At 73.2% G+C, this 20,113-nt stretch carries 16 protein-coding genes; 4 read left to right on the top strand and 12 right to left on the bottom strand.

The genetic code is table 11. From position 1 onward, the window contains the following. The first annotated feature begins 4 nt into the window (after positions 1-4). Complete coding sequence (locus tag AB0C87_RS02770; RefSeq protein WP_345177034.1) at positions 5-1,021, top strand: NlpC/P60 family protein; 1,017 nt, start codon at positions 5-7, stop codon at positions 1,019-1,021. Here the strand turns inward: AB0C87_RS02770 and AB0C87_RS02775 are convergent. From AB0C87_RS02775 to AB0C87_RS02785, 3 genes are read right to left on the bottom strand one after another with little or no spacing between them, the layout of a single operon-like run. Next, the gene (locus AB0C87_RS02775; RefSeq protein WP_353835336.1) at positions 1,018-1,404 is read right to left on the bottom strand and encodes an NUDIX domain-containing protein; all 387 of its coding nucleotides are present in this window, start codon (positions 1,402-1,404) and stop codon (positions 1,018-1,020) included. The genes AB0C87_RS02770 and AB0C87_RS02775 overlap by 4 nt on opposite strands. Positions 1,405-1,432: 28 nt before the next feature. Further along, the gene (locus tag AB0C87_RS02780) at positions 1,433-2,203 is read right to left on the bottom strand and encodes a Mut7-C RNAse domain-containing protein (RefSeq protein ID WP_345177032.1); all 771 of its coding nucleotides are present in this window, start codon (positions 2,201-2,203) and stop codon (positions 1,433-1,435) included. A gap of 41 nt (positions 2,204-2,244) precedes the next feature. Then, positions 2,245-3,531 carry an amidohydrolase family protein gene (locus tag AB0C87_RS02785; protein WP_360576202.1) on the bottom strand — a complete coding sequence of 429 codons (1,287 nt, stop codon included), beginning with the start codon at positions 3,529-3,531 and terminating at the stop codon, positions 2,245-2,247. A gap of 61 nt (positions 3,532-3,592) precedes the next feature. Between AB0C87_RS02785 and AB0C87_RS02790 the strand changes: the two genes are divergently transcribed. Further along, positions 3,593-4,096 carry a MarR family transcriptional regulator gene (locus AB0C87_RS02790; protein WP_345177027.1) on the top strand — a complete coding sequence of 168 codons (504 nt, stop codon included), beginning with the start codon at positions 3,593-3,595 and terminating at the stop codon, positions 4,094-4,096. Between the two features lie 13 nt (positions 4,097-4,109). Here the strand turns inward: AB0C87_RS02790 and AB0C87_RS02795 are convergent, their stop codons facing one another. From AB0C87_RS02795 to ychF, 8 genes are all read right to left on the bottom strand, one after another. Next, entirely contained in the window at positions 4,110-5,168 is a 1,059-nt protein-coding gene (locus AB0C87_RS02795; RefSeq protein WP_345177025.1) for a bifunctional lytic transglycosylase/C40 family peptidase, read from the bottom strand. Then, positions 5,165-5,806, bottom strand: coding sequence for a hypothetical protein (locus tag AB0C87_RS02800; protein WP_345177022.1), 642 nt, complete (start codon positions 5,804-5,806; stop codon positions 5,165-5,167). Before AB0C87_RS02800 ends, AB0C87_RS02795 begins: the two co-directional genes overlap by 4 nt. Beyond that, positions 5,806-8,286, bottom strand: coding sequence for a type IV secretion system protein (locus AB0C87_RS02805; RefSeq protein ID WP_360576205.1), 2,481 nt, complete (start codon positions 8,284-8,286; stop codon positions 5,806-5,808). Before AB0C87_RS02805 ends, AB0C87_RS02800 begins: the two co-directional genes overlap by 1 nt. Further along, complete coding sequence (locus AB0C87_RS02810) at positions 8,283-10,772, bottom strand: ATP-binding protein (RefSeq protein ID WP_345177018.1); 2,490 nt, start codon at positions 10,770-10,772, stop codon at positions 8,283-8,285. Before AB0C87_RS02810 ends, AB0C87_RS02805 begins: the two co-directional genes overlap by 4 nt. Before the next feature lie 166 nt (positions 10,773-10,938). Then, positions 10,939-14,052, bottom strand: coding sequence for a TcpE family conjugal transfer membrane protein (locus tag AB0C87_RS02815; protein ID WP_360576207.1), 3,114 nt, complete (start codon positions 14,050-14,052; stop codon positions 10,939-10,941). An 89-nt stretch (positions 14,053-14,141) separates the two neighbouring features. After that, positions 14,142-14,372 (bottom strand): hypothetical protein, encoded by a 231-nt coding sequence (locus tag AB0C87_RS02820; RefSeq protein ID WP_345177014.1) that lies wholly within the window; start codon positions 14,370-14,372, stop codon positions 14,142-14,144. Then, positions 14,369-15,385 carry a conjugal transfer protein gene (locus tag AB0C87_RS02825; RefSeq protein ID WP_353834481.1) on the bottom strand — a complete coding sequence of 339 codons (1,017 nt, stop codon included), beginning with the start codon at positions 15,383-15,385 and terminating at the stop codon, positions 14,369-14,371. Before AB0C87_RS02825 ends, AB0C87_RS02820 begins: the two co-directional genes overlap by 4 nt. Before the next feature lie 443 nt (positions 15,386-15,828). Beyond that, positions 15,829-16,920, bottom strand: coding sequence for a redox-regulated ATPase YchF (ychF, locus tag AB0C87_RS02830; RefSeq protein ID WP_345177010.1), 1,092 nt, complete (start codon positions 16,918-16,920; stop codon positions 15,829-15,831). Positions 16,921-17,074: 154 nt separating this feature from the next. On the opposite strand from ychF, the gene AB0C87_RS02835 reads away from it, so the two are divergent. Further along, positions 17,075-18,460, top strand: a complete 1,386-nt coding sequence (locus AB0C87_RS02835; RefSeq protein ID WP_360576210.1) for a DNA recombination protein RmuC — start codon at positions 17,075-17,077, stop codon at positions 18,458-18,460. Then, positions 18,457-19,071 (top strand): DUF6542 domain-containing protein, encoded by a 615-nt coding sequence (locus tag AB0C87_RS02840; RefSeq protein WP_345177005.1) that lies wholly within the window; start codon positions 18,457-18,459, stop codon positions 19,069-19,071. Before AB0C87_RS02835 ends, AB0C87_RS02840 begins: the two co-directional genes overlap by 4 nt. Here the strand turns inward: AB0C87_RS02840 and AB0C87_RS02845 are convergent. Beyond that, complete coding sequence (locus AB0C87_RS02845) at positions 19,068-20,030, bottom strand: 4-hydroxy-3-methylbut-2-enyl diphosphate reductase (RefSeq protein WP_345177003.1); 963 nt, start codon at positions 20,028-20,030, stop codon at positions 19,068-19,070. The genes AB0C87_RS02840 and AB0C87_RS02845 overlap by 4 nt on opposite strands. Positions 20,031-20,113 lie beyond the last annotated feature (83 nt).

Raw genomic sequence — 20,113 nt, forward strand, 5'->3', positions numbered from 1 at the left:
CGGCTTGGCTCCGGATTCCCCCCGGCGGCGTCGCGTTCTGCCCACCGCCACCGCCACCCTGCTCCTGATCGGTCTCGGCGCCACCGCGCCGGACCTCGCCCACGCCGCCCAGCCGTTCCGGCCCGCCTCCGCGCCCACGGCGCCGAGCCCCACGCCGACGACGGAGAAGGGCCTGCGCAAGAGCCTCGACGCGCTGAACGAAGAGGCCGAGATCCTCACGGAGAAGTTCAACAAGGCCCGCGTCGAGTTCACCAAGGCCCGCAAGGCCGAACAGGACGCCACCCGGGAGGCCGAGCGGCTGCGCGCCCTCGCCGAACCCGCCCGCCAGAAGCTCGGCAGCCTGGCCGCCGCGAACTACATGGCCGGCGGCCCCGACGTCCTCTTCGGCTCCGGCGCCTCCCCCGAGGGGCTGTCCGACCGCGCCTACCTGGCGCAGAGCCAGGCCACCGCCGTCCTCGCCCTGAAGAAGCAGATCGACCAGGCCGACGCCGCGGAGCGCACCGCCAAGGCCAAGACCGCCCAGGTCAAGAAGGCCTGGGACGACGCCAAGCAGGCGCGCGAGGCCGCCAAGGCCAAGGTCTCCGAGGTGATGAAGCGCCTCGACAAGCTGACCACCACCCACGCGAGCGACCCGCGCACCGGCCTCAGCGCCACCGTGAAGGGCTCCGGCCTGCCCGCCAAGATGGCCCGCAAGGCGCTCACCAAGCTCGGCTCCCCGTACGTGTGGGCCGCCGCCGGACCGAGCAGCTTCGACTGCTCGGGCCTCGTCGTCTGGGCCTACGCCCAGGTCGGCAAGCCCGGCCTCCCGCACTACACCGGCGACCTGTTCGCCATGGGAACGAAGGTCTCCCGCGGCGCCCTCCGCTCCGGCGACCTGGTGTACTTCGGCAGCAACCTGCACCACATGGGCATCTACCTGGGCGACGGCAAGTACCTCCACGCCCCCCAGACCGGCGACGTGGTCAAGATCTCCAAACTCTCCGACCGCTCCGACTTCGCAGGCGCGAATAGGATTTCCTAGCCGAGGCCTTGGGCGGCCAGGAGGTCTACTGCCGGGCGGTCGCCGGGGAGCCAGTTGACGTCGTGGAGCTCTGAGGGTGCCAGCCAGCGGAGTTGCAGGTGCTCCAGGGCTTGCGGCTCGCCTTCTACCAGCTCGGCCGTCCAGACGCGGAGGACGGCGCGTCCGCTGAGGCGCCAGTCGCCGCCCACGCGGCGGCCCAGGCGTACCTTCACGGCCAGTTCCTCGTGGCACTCGCGCACCAGGGCGTCCTCGTCCGACTCTCCGGGGTCGACCTTGCCGCCGGGAAGCTCCCAGCCGCCCGCCATGTGCGGCGGCTCGGCGCGCTGGGCGGCCAGCAGCCGCCCCTCCGCGAGGATCGCCGCCCCCACCACCACGAGATCGATCGCGACCAGCTCCTCTCCGTGTTCGTGATCAGACCGCGGCGCCGGTCCGTCCGGTTCCGTCCCGCCTGAGGGAGTCGACCAGACGCGTCGCGTCGCGGACGATCTCCTCCAGGTGGTCGCCGTGCGCCCCGCGCCAGTACACCTGCCCGCAGACCGCGCAGCGGCCGTACACGTCGTAGCTGCGGCGCGTGCCCGACTGGAGCTCGCGCTCGATCTCCTGCTTGTCGACCGGGACGAGCTCGCCGTTGCAGGCGGTGCAGCGCGTCCACGGGCGCAGGACGGGCGCGAAGCGGTCGAGCAGGTCGCGGAGCTGGTCGTCGGGGCGCGAGCCGCGGACGTAGGCGCCGAACCACAGCGCGCGGCGGCGCAGGAGGCCGCGGTCCTGCGTGAGCAGGACGCGGCGCTCCTCGTTGGCCTGGACGACGAGCGCCGGGTCGTCCATGTCGTTGTGGTAGGCGGTGTCGAGGCCGAGCAGGCGCATGCGCCGGGCCAGCGTGCCGAGGTGCACGTCCAGGAGGAAGCGGGGGGCGACCTGGCCCGGGTCCAGCGGCACGGGCTGGGGGCGCGGGACCGCGGCCACGCGCACCTCGGCCCCGGCCGCGGGGCGGGCGCCGGGCCCGGCGGGCTCGCCGTCGGCGGTCATCGGGCCCGCCTCGGGCAGGGGGACGCCCAGCGACTCCACGAGGTGCCCCAGCGTCGAGGTCCCGTCGTAGGGGACCCGCGCTGGGGACTCCCGCCGGGTCGCGGGCAGGAACATCAGCAGCTCGTCGGCGACGCGGATCGTTATCTCGGACTCCACGCCGATCAGCATGCCACGCGCGGCCGACGATTCTCCCCGGTTCAGGCCGCTGTCACGTGCGCGGCGGAGTCCGCGAGGGACGCCAGGAGGGCGGGGACGTCGTAGCCGACCAGCGCTCCCCCGCGCTTGACCACGCGTCCGGCGACCAGGACGGTGTCGACGTTGCGCGTGTCCGCTGACAGGACCACGGCCGCGACGGGGTCGTGCGCCGCCGCGAGGCCGAAGGTGTCGGTGCGCAGGACGAGCAGGTCGGCCTGCTTGCCGGGGGTCAATGAGCCGGTGACGTCCGCGAGCCCCGCGACCTCGGCGCCCTCGATCGTGGCCGTCCGCAGGGCGTCGGCGACGGTGAAGCCGAGGCCGGCGCCGTCCGGGCGCCCCCGTTCGAGGACGTAGGCGGCGCGCATGATGCTGAACATGTCGCCGGGGCCGGAGGTGACCGTGTCGGCGCCGAGCCCGGTCGGGACGCCGGCGGCGCGGGCGCGCCCGGTGGGCGGGGCGCCGATGTCCAGCGCAGCCTCGATGGCGGGGGCGGCGGACACCGTCCCGCCGCTTCCGGCGATCCGCTTCAGCTCCTCGTCGGTGTAGAAGTTGGCGTGCACGTACGTGGCCGGGTGGTCCATCAGCCCGTTGGCGTCGAGGAACGCCAGGCCGCGCGCGGCGCTCTCGGCGCCGTGGCCGCCCAGGTGCGCGGTGACCGGCAGCCCGAGGTCGCGGGCCGTCCGCCACTCGGCGAGGGCGCGCTCGTCGCCCCCGATCTCGGGTCCGAGCGCCGCCATCGCCATCGTGACCTGGCCGCCGGACCCGAAGTGCTCGCGGTGGACGCGGCCGGTCTCGGCGGCGAGCGCGTCGAGGCCGCCGTCGCCGCCGTAGCAGTACCCGAACACCGCCCTGATGCCGGACGCCCGCAGCGCCGCGATGTTCGCCTCGGTGTGGCCCTCGCTGAGCTGGATGTGCGACCAGTCGACCAGCGTCGTGATCCCGGAGTCGAGGCACTCCAGGGACCCGGCGAGCGTCCCGGCGAACACGTCGCCCGGCCGGTACCGGGGCGCCAGCTCGCCGAGGACGCGCTGCAGGTAGGCGTGGAGCGTGCCGTCCGGCAGGGCCGCGCGGATCCCGGCCTGCCAGGTGTGCCGGTGGGTGTCGACGAAGCCCGGCATGACGATGCGGCCGGTCGCGTCCATGGTCTCGGCGCCGTCCGGCGCGGCCAGGTCCGGGCCGACCGCGGCGATGCGTCCGTCCTCGACGAGCACGTCGGCGGTTCCCAGCACGGTCGGTTCGGGCGCGGTGTCGATGACGAGGCCGTTCGTGAGCAGCAGAGAATTTGCCATGCGTGAAAGCTTAAAAGATAGCTTTACGAAAAGCAATCAGTCGAGCGAGTACGCTCGGTGCGTGCGGGACGACATCGATGACCTGGCCGACGCGTGGCGGCGGGACGGCCTGACCGAGCCGTTCGTCGCGATGCTGGAACTGAGCAAGCGCGCGGGGCGCGTCGCCACGCTGGTACAGCAGGCGCTCCGGGGCCCGCTGGCCGAACTCGGCCTCACCTACGCCGAGTTCGAAGTGCTGACCGTGCTGCGCCGCGAGGGCGAGCCGTACCGGCTGAGGCCGAGCGAGCTCACGCGGTCGGCGTTCCTCACCTCGGGCGGGACCAGCAACGTCCTGCAGCGGCTCCAGAAGGCCGGCTACGTGGAGCGCGAGGCCAACGCGGGCGACGCGCGCAGCCGCTTCGTCCAGCTGACCGCGGACGGGCTGCGCGTCACCGAGCAGGCCCTGGTCGCGTCGGGGGTGGCGCACGAGGAGGTGCTGGCCCGGGTGCCGCCGGAGGACGTGCGGGCCGCCGCCGACGCGCTGCGCGAGATCGTGCTCGTCGTGGGCCGGCGCCGGTTGCGCTGACCCCGCCGGGCCGCTACCGGCGCGCGGCCAGCTCGGCCACCTTCTTCTTGAAGTCCGGCCGCGCGAGCGGGCGCGTCACCCCGACCCAGTTCGGCTTCTTGTAGGTCTTCACGCCGATCGCGGGCACGCACGCCGAGCAGCTCGCCACGATCATCTTGCCGCCGCCGATCACCATCCCGACGTGACCGGGATTGTCGGGCGACGTCCCGGGACCGGAGTTGAAGAACACCAGGTCGCCGGGCTGCTCCTTGCCCTTGGCGATCTTCACCCCGAACGGCCACTGCTCGAACGTCGTGCGCGGGAGGTTCAGCCCGACCTGGCGGTAGGCGGCCTGGATCAGGCTGGAGCAGTCGTAGGCGTCCGGGCCGTTCGCCCCGAACACGTAGGGCTTGCCGCGCTGCGCCATCGCGAACGCGATGATCGTCTTGACGAGGGCGCCGACATTGGCGGGCAGCTCGTTGTCCTCGCAGTTGATCCCGTTCGCCTGGACGGGCTTGAAGTCGCCGCCGACGTAGCGCTTCGCCCAGTCCAGGACGAGGTCCACGTAGTCCCACGAGTGGTTGTACTGGAAGATCGCGGTGCGCATCCGCTCCGGGGCGCCGTTGTGCTTGAGGTAGGCGGCGGCCGTCGGGATGGCGTCCGCCGGGTCGTAGCGGTCCTTCTTGCCGTCCTTGTCGCCGTCCACCGCGAACGCCTTGAACGTCGCGTCCAGGAACTGCATCGGACCGCCCGCGCCCGCGTAGTTCTCCCCGCTGGAGACGCCCGGCATCGTCGACCTGCCGTGGTCGGTCTCGACCTTGCCGACGCCCGCCAGGACGTTCCAGGGGATGCCGTACTTCCTGCCCGCCTCCTGGTACAGCTTCAGGTAGTCGACCGGGACGGACTTCGCGTCGGCGGCCGCCGCGGGCTGCGCGCCGGCGCCGGCGACGTTCACGCAGCCGCCGCCACCGCCGATCCCGCCGCCGAACAGGAACTGGCTCGCGCCGAACAGGATCGGGACGAACACCAGCGCCACGAACATCACCGCGGCGACGCCCAGAGCGCCGACGAGCAGCAACCTCCGCGGACTCATCCCGTGTCACCCGCCTGTCCCGCGTCGGCGGGCTCGAACGAGTAGACCCTCAGCGAACCGCCGTCCCTCGTCACGGTCACCGCGTACTGCTTGCTGTCGCTGCCGGTCCGCCCGTTCTTGGTGACCTGCTGCCGGCCGGTCACCAGAAAGATGATCGAGTTGTTCTCGATGTCGCGGACCTGGTCGAGGGACGCCGTGCCCTGCGCGACGAGCCGCTCGCGCCTGCGCTCCTCCACCATCCCGGGCGTCGCCACGCCCTGGCCGAGCCGCTGCCCGAGATCGGAGGTGGCCAGGCCGGCGAAGCGCGCCATGTAGGTCTGGGGGGCCTCGTCGTAGCGGTACGTCCCGTAGGCCGCGACGAACCGCTGCGCCAGGTCGGCCGCCGTGGCGAACTCCTGCCGGGAGAACGGCAGCAGCCGGTAGACGTCGAAGTCGTTCGGGTCGACGGTGCTCTGGATCCCCGGCGGCGGGGACGCGGGGGCCTGCGGCCCCTGCGACACCGCCGCGCTCGGGCGGGCCTCCGGCTCGTCGCCGGACCCGCCCGAGGGGGAGGCCACCGTCAGGTAGACGCCGACCGCCGTGAGCAGGACGACGAGCCCCGCGAACAGCAGCTTGCGCCGCCGGTCGTTCAGGTTCATCACTCGTCCCGGTCCGACTCACCCGACCGGCGGTCGACCGGACGCAGCCAGAACGGGATCGGCGGGCTGGCGTTGGAGCCGCCCCTGCCCCACAGCGGCGGGGGCTCCTGCCGCCCGCCCGGCTCGGGACGCGAGGGCTTCGCGCCCCCACCGCCGCCTCGGCCGCGCTGCCGGGGGACGTTCCCGGACCCGCCGCCCGAACCGCCGTTGCCGCCGCCGAACCAGCCGCCGCCACCGCCGGAACCACCGCCGGAACCACCGGAACCACCCGAGCCGCCGCCCGAGCGCCCGCGACCGCGAGCGGCGGAGCCGGACGAGCGTCCACCGCCGCCGCCGAACCAGCCGCCGCCACCGCCGGAACCACCCGAACCGCCACCGGAACCACCGGAACCACCGCCACCGCCGGAGCCGCCGGAGCCGCCGCCCGAACCGCCGCTGCCGCCCGAACCGCCGCCACCGGAGACGCCGCCGCCGGTGCCGCCGCGGCCCGTCCAGGACGTCGGGCGGACAGTGCCCTTGCCGCTCCCGCCCCCGCTTCCGGCGTCCTCACCGTCGCCCTTCGCGACGGTGACGCCGCCGGGCCTGACGGCGGCGGCCCTGGCGCCGTCCGTGCGGCGGTCGCCGAGCGCGCCCGCCCTGGTCGGCAGGTTCAGCGGAGGAGCGCCGCGCCTGGACCGCCCCTGCGCCGCCGCGGCGCCCGCGCCGCGCGGCTTGGCCGCGAGCACCGGCGCGTCCTCGGGCGACTGCTCCGTGCCCGCGCCGGGCGACGACCGGTCGGCCGCGGCCACCGTGCCCGCCACGACGCCGCCCGTCACGCCGCCGGCGAGGGCGGCCGCCATCGCCGGGTCGTTCTTGGCCTTGCGGAACATCTGGTAGGCGGCCACCGGCGGCATCGCCTCGGTGCTCTTGCGGGCCGCCGCGACCGACTTGTCGAGTTCCGCCTCGCCCTTGCCCCGTGCCCCGACCGCCGAGTAGCCGACGGCGGAGAACAGGTGCTGGAACGGCTTGCGGTACACGAACGCCGCGAACGTCACCAGCGCGATCAGCACCACCTGCAGGCCCCACGGCAGCGTCTCGCCGAGGATCAGGCTGTAGGCCCACAGCAGCAGCGAGAGCACGCCGATGAGCGCGGCCTGCTTCAGCAGCATGGACAGCAGCAGTTCGAGCCAGCGGATGGCGACGACGCGTCCGACGCCCGGATGGATGCCGATCCCGAGGAAGATCGGCCCCGCCACGAGGAGCAGCAGGAACGCGATCTTGACGACGATCAGCGCGAGCGCGATGACCAGGATGAGCAGGCCCGCGACCAGCGCCGCGAACAGCGCGATGAGCGACACCCCCAGGCGGTTCTGCCAGTCCTTGCCCTGGAAGAGCGCGTAGTTCTGGGGATGGTTGTCGTGGATGTCCTTCGTGACGTCCTTGTAGGCGTCGGACTTCTTCCCCAGGTCGACCTTGTTCGTGCCGTACGTCTCCGGGAGGTCGACCGCCTGCGACCAGAGCAGCTTGTCGGCGTTCTGCTTGATGATCTTCGCGTTGGGGTCGCTGGTGCCGAACTCGCCCTGGAGCCACGGCTTGCAGACCAGCGCCACCCACAGCGCGTTGGCGTTGCGGGACGTCGCGTCGATGTCCTTCGACGTCGCCGGGTCGGGCTTGCCCTCGGGGACGGGAACGCACGTCCCGCCCTTGGTATCGCTCGGTGGCAGCGCCGCGCTGAACGCGGCGCTGGTCGCCTCCGACACCTTCGTCCCGAGCGTGGTGAAGTCCGAGGGCCGCGTGATCAGCCAGGTGAGCGCCACCATCGCGGCGACCATCCAGATCACGCCCTCGCTGACCTTGCTCGCCCGCCTGCGGACCAGGCCCCACCAGGCCAGCCAGATCGCGCCGAGGATGATCACCCACGACCAGTAGCGGGCGTTGAACGTCTTGCCGACGTTGGTGATGACCCCGTCGACGGTGTCCTTCAGCCAGCTCAGCAGCGACTCCGACGCGGCCGCCTGGTAGACGCTGATCGTCGTCCGGTCGATCGTCCGGACGAGGGTGAACACGGTGTTCGCGATCGCGTTGCCCATCATGGACATCGCGTCCGAGCAGCCCATGTCGACCGCGTACCAGGTCTGCCCGGCGGTGCCGTACCGGTCGTAGTACGTGAGCTTCTCGACCGGCGTCCTCTTCAGCTTCTCGTCCGGGTAGTCGGGCGGCTTGATCATGCCGTCCGTCCCGGATCCGTACTGCTCGGGCGCGGGATGGTCGGCCGGGCTGCACGCGTCGTTCAGCGGGTTCGGCAGCTGCGGGACCGACGCGGACGCCGGCGACAGCGGCCCCAGCATGAACAGCGCCATGACGACCAGCAGCAGCACCGAGCGGCGCGTGCGCGGCGCGCGGCGGCGCCGGGGACGCCGCGGGCGCCGCAGGGCCTTGCGGTCGAGCCCTTCGCCGGGCGAGCGCTGCAGGCGCGCCGCCCCCTCGCGGGACCCCATCATCGGGAGACCTCCTCGACCTCGGCCCCCGCGGCGGTGAGTTCGGACGTGCCCGGACGGGACCGGGTCGGGTTGGTGTCCAGCCAACGCTGCAGTTCCTCGGAGATCAGGTCGACGCCGATGCGCCCCGCTCGGCCGTCGAGGTCACGGAAGATGCATTCGCCGTTGCCGAGGTTGCGCAGCACGGCCTTGTGCTCGTCGGACGCCTCGACCCCGAGTAGGGACATGACGTTGCCGACCTCGACCCGCTCGGTGGAGCGGAACGAGAACACCGAGGACAGGCAGTTCGTCACCTGTTCGTTCAGCAGGTCTCCCGCGTTCTGGGAGACCAGGATCAGCGCGGTGTTGCGCGAGCGTCCCATCCGCGACACCTCGGGCACCAGCTTGGCGCCCTCCGGCGTCGAGGTGATCGCCCACGCCTCGTCCAGGAAGATGGCCTTCGGGAGCCGCCGTTCGAGGCCGTGCATCAGCCGCCGCGCGAACTGCGACACCAGGTACATCAGCGCGACCGACAGCCGCTGCTCGTAGGAGTAGTCCTCCCGCGGGATCGTGACGTCCGGCAGGGTGAGCCCGCCGAGCGTGAACACGGTCGTCCAGCCGGCGCTGTCGATGCGCTCGCCGCCGGACGGGTCGAAGCACAGCCGCGCGAGCCGCATCTCCGACATCGACCGCAGCACCGCGCCGAGGTTCTTGGACGCCGGGTCGTCGGCGCCTTCCAGGTAGTCGACGACCCGGCCGAGCGAGGGCCGCTCGGCGTTGGCGACCGCGCCGACCGCCTGGATCATCGCGGACTCGCGCTCCTCCGACATCCGCGGCAGCAGCAGCCGCAGCGTCTCGGTCGCCATCATCTTCTTGGTGGCGAGGTCGTCGCCGAAGGAGAACGGGTCGAGCAGGCCCGGCGCCGCCGAGCCGAGCGGCAGGATGCGCGCCCTCCTGCCCCGCGCCTTGAGCAGTTCCACGAGCGACTCGGCGTCGCCCTTCGGGTCGATCGCGGCGATCGTGACGCCGCGCAGCGCCATCTGGTAGATCAGCAGCAGCGCGAGCGTGGTCTTGCCGCCGCCGGGCTCCCCGGTGATCGCCACGGCCGTCGGCCGGTTGCGCGCCGCGGCGACGAGCGGGTCGAAGTGCACGATGGCGCGGGCCCGGCCGAGCGTCTCGCCGATGTAGGGGCCGACCCAGCCCCCGCCCTCGTCGTCGGTGCGGTCGCCGAGGTCGACGGTCGCGACCGGCATGCCGCCCGCGATGGTGCGCAGCGGCTGGCGCTGCGCGTAGGCGTTCAGCCGGATCTGGTCGCCGGGCAGCGACTCCAGGAACAGGGAGAACTGGTCGCCGGTCGAGTTGACGACGTCGATGCCGATGTCGCGGTAGTGCTCGACGACGGCGTCCACGCGCTGCGCGAGCAGCTCCTCGGTCGGCGCCGACACGATCAGCCGGTGCCACCCGTACACGAACGGCAGCCGCTCCTTGGTGATGCCGTGCTCCAGCATCCGGGCGGCGTCGATCTGCTCCGCGAGCGCGATCGGCGCCTCCGCGCCCGCCTCCCGGATGTGCTGGTCCATGTCGCGGGCGTGCGCGAGCTTGCGCGAGACGTCCTTGGACGCCTTCGCCGGCGGGATCAGCTTCATCCGCGCGCTGATCTCGACGGGGAACGGCAGCGCGTCGGCGTAGTGGAGCCAGGGCTCGCCGTCCGGGAACGGCATCATGTCGGGGAACCGCGCGAACGACAGATACGCGACGTACGACGCGGCCGTGGCGCCGCCGCCCGCCCCGGTGAAGTTCGGCTGCTCGATCCGCAGGTACGAGCGCCCGTTGTGGATGGCGCCCTCCACCAGCGACTCGATCTCGCCCTTGCCCCACGCCCGGCGCGGGACGGCGGACGGCGGCGGGTCGGCCAGCGCCCCCGTCACCGCGTGCTGGAACAGCCACGCGACCTCGGTGGAGGTGGCGTGCCTGGCGTAGAGGGCGGACCCGCCGAGCGCGCGGCCGATCCGGTCGGCCTGCTCCGTCCAGCGCGCGATCTCCTTCTTGTCGACCGCGTCGTCGTGCACGCCGAGGACGCTCTCGCTGCGCTTGTAGGCCCTGAGGAGCTGCGACAGGACGCCGCCCGACAGCTGCGCGCCCATGCCGCGCTGGCCGAGCCGCACCCCGAGGTAGACCTCCTTGGTCCAGAAATCCTTGGCCCACACGTGGGCGTAGGTCTCCTCCAGGTACTCCCGCCACCCGGGGCCGCCGTCGGACGTCCGGTCCAGCGCCAGCGCCCACTCCGCCGCCGGATACGTCCGGTGCCCGATCCGCAGATGGACCTCGGCGTCCTGCATGCGGATGCCGGCCAGCGCGATGGTGATGTTGGTGGCGAGCGCCTCGCGCTCCTCACCGGTCGTGAACTCGTAGGACACCGTGGGGAGCCGGAAGTACGCCCACGCGGCGCTGTCGGTCAGCAGGACGCGGTCGTCGAAGTACCGAACGGCCAGTCGGCTCGACTTGCTCATGCCGTCCTCCCGACGCCGGTTCCGATCAACGATTCTCTCCACCGCCGGGCAGCCGCACAGGGCTGCCCGGGAGAGTGTTCGCCATCCGGACGGTCATGAACGTCAGGCGCGTCCGCCAGCAATGCCCGGTCCACTTCGGTCTCCGCTCGATGCCCGCGAGGGGCGCTCATCGGGTGGCCTCCTGCTCCTGCTGAAGCTCCTGGTAACGCTCGGGCATGACGGTGAAGCCGCCGGCCACGACGCCGGCGAGGGCAAGATAGGCACGCCGCGTGGGCGTGCGCAACGACTTCAGCTCGTTGCGCGGCGCGCGGTCCATACTCAGGTGATCATCCCATGGGATGCGCACCAGCGCCCGGCAGCGGCCCCGGGCCACGGCCTCGGCCTGCTCGACGTCGTCCATGCTGCGGCGGCTCACCCCGTTGATGACCGTCACCGCGCGGGACCGCAACTCCTCGTAGCCGTGGCCGTCCAGCCACTCGAACGTCATCGCGACGGCGCGGGGCGCGTCGGCGCTCGCCGGCGCGACGAGGACGATCTGGTCGGCGTAGGGCAGGACGCGCGCCACCACGGCGGCGGCCGCGTCCAGCAGCGTCACCGAGTAGAACTTGTCGAGGGTGCGGATGGCGAGCGCGTAGTCGCGGTCGTCGAGCGCCTGCAGCGGGTTCTTGCCCGCCGCGATGACGTCGAGGCCGGACTTGGCCTGCGAGGTGTACCGGCGCATCGCGGTGAGGCTGGAGACCTGGTCGGCGCGCGTGATGAGGCCGGTCAGCGTCTCGTTGGTGTCGCTGCGGGTGCGCCGCGCGAGCGCGCCCGGCCCGGGGTTCACGTCGATCGCCACGACCGGCTCGCCGTTGTGCTGCGCGAACGTGTGCCCCAGCATCAGCGCCGTGACGGTCTGCCCGGCGCCGCCGGTGCAGCCGAGCACGACGACGTGCCGCGTCCCGTGGAACGGCTGCTGGATCCGCTGCTGGTAGTCGGCGTCGACCTCGCCGTGCCCGCCGCCGACCGCGTGGATGAGCCGGCGCAGCCCGCCGGACGTCACCTCGTGCTCGGGACCGGGCGGCGTGATCGCCGGACCCGACGGCGGGGGCGCCGGAGGCGGCGGCAGCGGCCGTGGCCGGACGGGCGACGCGGGCTGCGACCGCACCTCCCGCGGCGGCGCCTCCTCCTCCACCGGACGCTGCTCCACCGGACGCGGCGGCTCCACGGGCGGCACGTCCTGCGCGGGCGGCGCCACCGGCACGGGAACGTCCGGACGCTGCGGCTTGGACAGCCCCTTGGACCAGGGCCTGGGCGGCTCCCGCAGGACCCCCGGCTGCTCGGGGGGCGTGGCGGGACGCACCGGCGGCGCGCTCGCCTGCTCCGCCGACGCGGCGGGCATCTCGGGCCGCGGAGCCTCCCGCTCCGGCGGCGCGGGCGGCCGCTGCACGGTCCACCCGGGCACCACCGGCGGCCGCACCACCTGCCCACCCCCCTGCTCCGGCAGTACGGGAGGACGCTCCGGCAACGCACGGGGCCCCTCCCCCTGCGCAGCAGGACGCTCGGGAAGTGCGGGGGGACGCTCCCCCTGCGCGGCGGGCCGCTCCGGCTGCGCGGCAGGACGCTCGCCCTGCGCAGCGGGACGCTCCGGCACGCCGGTGGGACGCTCCGGCTGCGCGGGGGGACGCTCCGGCAACGCGCGGGGACGCTCGCCCCGCGCAGCGGGCAGCTCGGGCAACTCTGGGGGACGCTCGCCCTGCGCAGCGGGACGCTCCGGCACGGCGGGGGGGCGCTCGCCCGCCGTGGCAGGGCGCTCCGGCAGCGCGGGGGGACGCTCCCCTTGCGCGGCGGGACGCTCGGGAAGTGCGAGAGGACGCTCCCCATGCGCGGCAGGACGCTCTGGCAGGGCGGTGGGTCGCTCGCCCTCCGTGGCAGGGCGCTCGGGCAGCGCGGGGGGACGTTCGCCTTGTGCGGCGGGTAGCTCGGGCAGCGCGGTAGGAGGCTCCCCCTGCGCGGCGGGGCGCTCGGGGGGCTGGGGCGGTTGTGCTTCGGCGGGTTCCGGGGCGGCGGGGTGTTCTGTGGGTGTGGGGGGGCGCACCGGCTCCGGGGCGCGGTGCTGGGGGGGCTGGGCGCCGAAGGCGCCGGGGACCGTGGGGATGTCGGGGCGGGTCGCGGCGGGGGCCGCCGGGTGCGGGGTGCGCGTGCCGGCGACCTTCGTGTCGCCGGGCTCTCCGTTGAACGTCTGCCTCACGCGGACGCGCTCGCCGTCGGCGTCGCGGGCCTGCTCGGGCTCGGCGGGGGGCTGCCGCGTGACGCCGTCGCCCGGTTCGGCGGGGCGCGTCCACTGGACGCCCGGCGGCGCGGGGGGCTGCTCGTCGTCGTGCCGGGGCGGCTCGGGGGCGCCCGCGATCTCCTCGGCGGCCCTGCGGACGTCGGGGCGGGACTGCTGGGGGACGTCGGGCCGGGTGTCGCCGGCCGGGACGGCCTGCCAGAACTCGGCCTGCTCGCCCGGGCGGCGGACGCCGGAGGCCAGGGCGCGCTTGCCGGAGCCGGGGGGCGAGGCCGGCGGAGGGACCTCCAGCCGCGGCGTCGCCGGGGGCTGCTCGGCGCCGGCGGGAAGGGGCAGGACGTCGTCCTCGTGCGAGATGTCGCGGGTGGTGCGGCGCCACGCCCTGGGCGGGACGAGGGGCTCGGGCGCGGCGGGCGGGGGGACGGCGGGCTCCGAGGCGGCGGGGAGCGGGGTGGCGGGGACGGGCTCGCGCTGGGCCGCGTAGTCGACCAGGGACGGGGGCGCGGCGGCGGCCGCGGGGCGCGGGACCAGGACGGGGGTCGTGGCGGGGGCCGCGGCGGGTTCCGGCTCGGCCGCGCGCCTGCGGGCGCGGCGACGGGTCTTGATCGCGGCGCGTTCCATCGCGGCGGCGGGGGCGGGGCTCCCGGTGCGCCGCCAGACGCGGGCCACGATGACGACCTCGCGGGGCTCCTGGATGGGGGTGAGGCGGCACCAGGTGCGGGGCTCGGCGAGGTAGCGGCCCTGCGAGAGCAGCAGCTCGGTGAGCCGCTTGCCCTCGATGACGGGGCGGGTCGCCAGCCAGGTGAGCACGCCCGGCGGGACGATGTAGAGCACGTGCCAGGGGGACGCGAAGGGGATCCCGACGACCCGGAGCAGCACGATCCACGGCACGAACACGCCGAGGAAGACGCCGATCTGGACCAGCGGCAGCGGCATCGGAAGCCGCAGGTCGTACAGCTTGTAGAGCCGCTTCTCGATGCGCCAGATGTTCGTGTACGTGGGTAGATCCACGCCCCTACTCCCCTAACTGCGCGAGCACCGTGCCGCCTGCCGACCTCCGCCCGAGGTCAGGCGTCCACGCCTGAGGCCCCGGCGATCGCCTAGGCCGTGGTCTCGATGATGTTCGGTACGTGGAAGACCACTCCGATCCCGATCGCCGGGCAGATGGATCGCGCGGACCGCGTGAGGTCGCGGGTGAGCCGGAGGAGAAGCGGCACGCCGATCACGGGGAACGGCGGGCCGGGAATCTCGCGCGGCCGTTCGGCGCGCCGGGATTTCCCGAGGCCGGCGGACGGTTCGGGGGGCGTGTTGATCACTTCGCGGCCTCTCATGATGCGTCCGGTTGCGTGGTGCCACGAATGTCCTGGACGAGCCAGGTCGTTCCCTTCTTCACCATGGCGAGCTGGTAGCTCTGCTCGAGCTCACCGCCGCCGCCGCCGGCGGGCTGCCACACCACGGTCGCGGTGACGGTGCGCGAGCCCCCGGGGCCCTTCGGCGCGACGACCTCCTTGACCTGGACGAAGACGACGGTCTTGGCCAGGCCGGCGATGGTCGTCCCGTTGGAGAACCGGGACAGGGCCGCCTGGTTGCCGTTCGCGTACTCCGTGAAGAAGGTGCTGAGGAAGGGCTGGAGTTCGGTTTCGAGCGCGGTGTCGCGGTCCTGGACCCCGTCCCCTGGAAGCTGCGCCTTGGTCGGAGGGGGCAGCAGGGCGGGGCGGGCGGAGACGACCAGCGAGCCGCTCCGGTCGGCGTACACGGGGACGGCGAGGCGGAGCCAGCGGTCGGCGGTCCGGGCGAGGAGGATCACGGTGGCGTTGCTGGCGTCGCGGGCGTCGACGCCGGCGACCTGGACGGACTGCACCTGCATCTTGCCGACGCCGTTCCAGCCGTACTGGGCGTCGGCGCCGTCGGGCAGGAAGGTCCGCAGCTGCGCCTCGCGGGCGGGCGCGGTCTTCTGGTCGAAGTTGAGGTAAACGTTGGCGAACTGGAGGGCGAACGCGCCCGCGGCGCTGGTGGGGAACCCGGCGCCCTTCGGGGCCTTGGACTCGGTGCCGCCCGCGCTGGGCGTGTCGTCGGCGGTGAAGCGCTCGAACGGGGCGCGGATGCCGTTGACGAGGATGACGAGGATGAGGGCCCACAGCACGGCGCGGCCGACCCAGACCCACCAGCGCCCGCCGGATCCGCCCCAGCGGCCGCCGCCGCGCGAGCCGCCGCCGGACCCCCGGCGGCCGCGCTCGGGCAGGTCCCACGGGTCGGCGGACGCCGCGAGCGCCCGGCCGGGCGCCGCGGTCTCCTCGACTACGGCGGTGTCACGGCCGCGTCCCACGGCCGACCTGCGAGCCATCCTGCCTCCGCTCGCGCCTCGCCCCCGGTCGGCGCGGTCCTGTTGCCTGGTCATGTCCGGTGGCTTTTCCGAACCCACCTCGGGCCCAGGGTAACCACGGGCGTCAATTGTTCCAGCGCATCCCAGCGAAACACAGCCCCGGCACGCGGTTGCGGATAATGCAATCCACCTCAGCAGGAACGGGGAGGATTGCCAAACGGTGACGTTCTCCTACCTGGGGCTCCGAACGGTGCGCAAGCCTCGTCAGCGGACAAGCGGGATGCTTTCGACGTCGCTTGGTCACGGGATGGCGACGGCGCCCGCAATCCGTTCCCGCCGAAATAACCGACATGAAGTCGAAAATGCGACACCTTGCACCAAAACGGCCAGCTCATCCGGCACGTCCGCCGCACCGGCACCGCGTGTCGCCAAAATCACACCGGTCGCGGCCCCGCCGGGCGCGGTCAGACGTTGAAGCGGAACTCCACGACGTCGCCGTCCTGCATGACGTAGTCCTTGCCCTCCATGCGCACCTTGCCGGCGGTGCGCGCGGCGGCCATCGAGCCCGCGGCGGTCAGGTCGTCGAAGGAGACGATCTCGGCCTTGATGAAGCCGCGCTGGAAGTCGGTGTGGATGACGCCCGCGGCCTCCGGCGCGGTGGCGCCCTTGGGGATCGTCCAGGCGCGCGACTCCTTGGGCCCCGCCGTCAGGTAGGTCTGGAGGCCGAGGGTGGCGAACCCGATGCGGACGAGCTGCGACAGGCCGGACTCCTCCTGCCCCATGCCCTGGAGCAGTTCGAGCGCCTCGTCGTCGGGCAGCTCGATCAGCTCCGCCTCGATCTTGGCGTCCAGGAAGATCGCCTCGGCGGGGGCGACGAGGGTGCGCAGGCGCTCGCGCAGGGCCTCGTCGGTCAGCTCGCTCTCGTCCAGGTTGAAGACGTAGAGGAACGGCTTGGCGGTGAGCAGGTGCAGCTCGCGCAGAAGCTCCAGGTCGATCCCGGCCTGCTCGGCCCCCGCGAACAGCGTGACGCCGTCGTTCAGGAGCTTCTGCGCAGCGTTGACGGCGTCGACGACGGCGAGCTTGTCCTTGTCCTTCTTGGTCCGGGCCTCCTTGTCGAGGCGCGGCAGCGCCTTCTCGATCGTCTGGAGGTCGGCCAGGATCAGCTCGGTGTTGATCGTCTCGATGTCGCGGGACGGGGCGACGTCGCCGTCCACGTGCGTGACGTCCGGGTCCTCGAACGCCCGGATGACCTGGCAGATCGCGTTCGTCTCCCGGATGTTGGCGAGGAACTTGTTGCCGAGCCCCTGCCCTTCCGAGGCGCCCTTGACGATGCCCGCGATGTCGACGAACTCCATCGTCGCCGGGATGACCTTCTGCGAGCCGAACAGCTCGGCGAGGACGGTCAGCCGCGGGTCGGGCACCCCGACCACGCCGACGTTGGGGTCGATGGTCGCGAACGGGTAGTTGGCGGCCAGCGCGTCGTTCTTGGTCAGCGCGTTGAAGAGCGTCGACTTGCCGACGTTGGGCAGCCCGACGATTCCGATGGAGAGGCTCACGGCCGTCAAGTTTATGGGCGCTCGCGGACCCCTCGGGCTGCCCGGAACCTCCGTGGGGCCTCCCCCCGGTGAACACTGGGCCAAATGTCCGGTGACGCGGGGGCTCCCGGCGCGTCGCGGTCGCCGATCGCGGGCGCGCTGTCACGATGAGCGGATGGACCTCGCGCTGTTCGCCGGACTCCTCGTCGGCGCCGTCTTCGGCGCCGTCGCCGGGTACGCGCTCGCGACGAGCCGGCAGGGGGCGCTGATCGCGCGGGCGCGCGCGGCCGAGGAGAAGCTCGCCTACGCCGAGGGGCGGATGGCCGAGCACTTCGAGAACCTGTCGGCCAAGGCCCTGGACGCCAGCAACCAGCGGTTCCTGGAGCTGGCGGACGCGCGGTTCAAGGCGGCGGGCGCCGAGGCGGCCGGTGACCTGCAGCGGCGGCAGCAGGCCGTCGAGCACCTGGTGGCGCCGCTCAGGGAGACGCTCGCCAAGGTGGAGGAGCAGCTCCGCGAGGTGGAGACGGGCCGGCGCGAGTCGCACGCCATGCTGGCCAAGCAGGTCGACTTCGTCCGGCAGAGCTCCGACCAGCTCCGGCGGGAGACGCAGTCGCTCGTGCGGGCGCTGCAGCGGCCCGAGGCCAGGGGCCGCTGGGGCGAGCTCCAGCTCCGCCGCGTGGTGGAGCTGGCCGGGATGGCGCACCACTGCGACTTCGACGAGCAGGCCGGCGCGGTGACCGCCGACGGCACGGTCCGTCCCGACATGGTGGTGCGGCTGGCCGGCGGCAAGAGCATCGTGGTCGACTCCAAGGTCTCGCTGGCCGCCTACCTCCAGGCGGCGGAGAGCGGCGACCCGGTGCGGCTCGACGCGCACGCGCGGCACCTGCGCGACCATGTCGACCGCCTGTCGGCCAAGTCGTACTGGCAGGCGTTCAGCCCGGCGCCGGAGTTCGTCGTGCTGTTCATCCCGGGCGAGGCCTTCCTGGCGCCCGCCCTCGACCGCGACCCCGGCCTGCTGGAGTACGCGATGAGGCGGCGCGTGCACATCGCCACGCCGACGACCCTCGTCACGATGCTGCGGACGGCGTCCTACGCGTGGCAGCAGGCCGCCCTCTCGCACAACGCCCGCGCGGTCTTCGAGCTGGGCAAGGAGCTGTACGAGCGGCTGGGCACGATGGGGCAGCACGTCGACGAGCTCGGCCGGGCGCTGACCGGCGCCGTCAAGACCTACAACCGGACCGTCGGGTCCCTGGAGACCCGCGTTCTGGTCAGCGCGCGCAAGCTGAACGAGCTCGGGGTGGTGGACGAGGGCCTGGAAAGCCCTCATCCTGTCGAGGAGAGCCCCCGCGCTCTGTCCGCGGCCGAACTGACCGCGGACGACGAACTTCTCGACGACGAGGACCATCTCCCAGAAAGGGACCGTTCCCGGCGCGGCCCCGCCGCGGGAGCGGCGGGTCTCGGCGGGCGCGTCCCCGAGCAGGGCGATCCGCGGGACGTCCGGGAGCGGAGCGGGCCGGGGCGTGTGGGAGGCCCGCCTCCCACGGGGAAGAGGTGGCGATGAGTTCATCGACGGTACGCGACGCGCCGGGAGGCTCCTCGGCCTCCCCTGAGGGCCCGTCGCGGCGCCGGCGCGGCGGCCCGCCGCGCTCGGAGTCGGCCGGCCCGATCACGCTCACCGGGCGCGGCGGCATCGTCGTCATGTTCGCCGCCGGGGTGCTGTGCGGGCTGCTGTCGCGGTGGTTCGGCGTGCCGCTGCTGGCCGGCGCGGGGTTCGCGATCGGCTGCGCGCTCGCCGCGTTCGCGACCCGTCCCGCCGACCTGCTCACGCTCGTCGTCAGCCCGCCGCTGGTGTTCCTCGCCGCCACGCTCACGGTCGTGCTCGTCACCACGCTCGGCGACGGCTCGCTGCTGCGCGGCGTCACGGTGGGCGTCTTCACCGCGCTCGCGGCCACCGCGCCGTGGCTGTTCTTCGGCACGCTGCTCGTGGTCGTGATCTGCCTGGCGCGCGGCGTGCTGACGAACGCCCGGGAGCTGCACGACAAGCTGGTCGGGGTCCGCCTCTTCGAGAAGGAGGAGAACGAGAACCCCGTCCGGTGGGACGAGTCCCCCGGCACGCCCAAGGAGGGCCGCCACGCCCGCGGCGACCGGCCGCCCTCCGGGGCCGCGGGTTAGACCGGCGTGATGCGCAGGTCCTTGCGGAGCTCCTTCGGCAGGGAGAAGCGCATCCTCTCCTCGACGGACTCGATCTCCTCGGCCTCGCCGTAGCCGCGCTCGGCGAGCCAGGCGAGGACCTCCTGGACCAGCTCGTCCGGGACGGACGCGCCGCTCGTGACGCCGACCGTGGTGACGCCCTCCAGCCAGGCCGGGTCGATCTGCTCGGCGTAGTCGACGAGGTGGGCGTCGTCGGCGCCGTGCTCCTTGGCGACCTCGACCAGGCGGACGGAGTTGGAGGAGTTGGTCGACCCCACCACGATGACGAGCTGCGCCTCCGCCGCCATCTCCTTCACCGCGACCTGCCGGTTCTGGGTGGCGTAGCAGATGTCGTCGGACGGGGGGTCCATCAGCTTGGGGAACCGCTCGCGGAGCTTCTCGACGGTGGCGACGGTCTCGTCGACCGACAGCGTGGTCTGCGACAGCCACGCCACCTTCTCGGGGTCGCGGACGGTCACGTTGGCGACGTCGTCGGGGCCGTCGACGAGGTGGATGTGGTCGGGCGCCTCGCCGGTGGTGCCGATGACCTCCTCGTGGCCCTCGTGGCCGATCAGCAGGATGTCGTAGTCGTCGGCGGCGAACCGGACGGCCTCCTTGTGGACCTTGGTCACCAGCGGGCACGTCGCGTCGATGGTGCGCAGGGACAGGCCCCTGGCCTCCTCGTGCACGACGGGCGCCACGCCGTGGGCGGAGAACACCACGATGGAGCCCTCGGGGACCTCCTCGGTCTCGTCCACGAAGATCGCGCCACGCTCCTCCAGCGTCTTCACGACGTGCACGTTGTGGACGATCTGCTTGCGGACGTAGATCGGGGCCCCGTACTTCTCCAGGGCGATCTCGACCGCTTGCACGGCCCGGTCGACGCCCGCGCAGTAACCACGCGGCTTGGCGAGCAGGACACGGCGCTGGGTGGAGGTCATGGCTCCATCGTACGAGGAGCCGGGCTGTGACCGACTCCACGGCACGCTTTGCCAGAATTCCATTCACCCCGCGTGACCAGGGT

Origin of the sequence: Actinomadura sp. NPDC048021 (genome assembly GCF_040653135.1) — a bacterium.
In the GTDB taxonomy this organism is placed as follows: domain Bacteria; phylum Actinomycetota; class Actinomycetes; order Streptosporangiales; family Streptosporangiaceae; genus Spirillospora; species Spirillospora verrucosospora.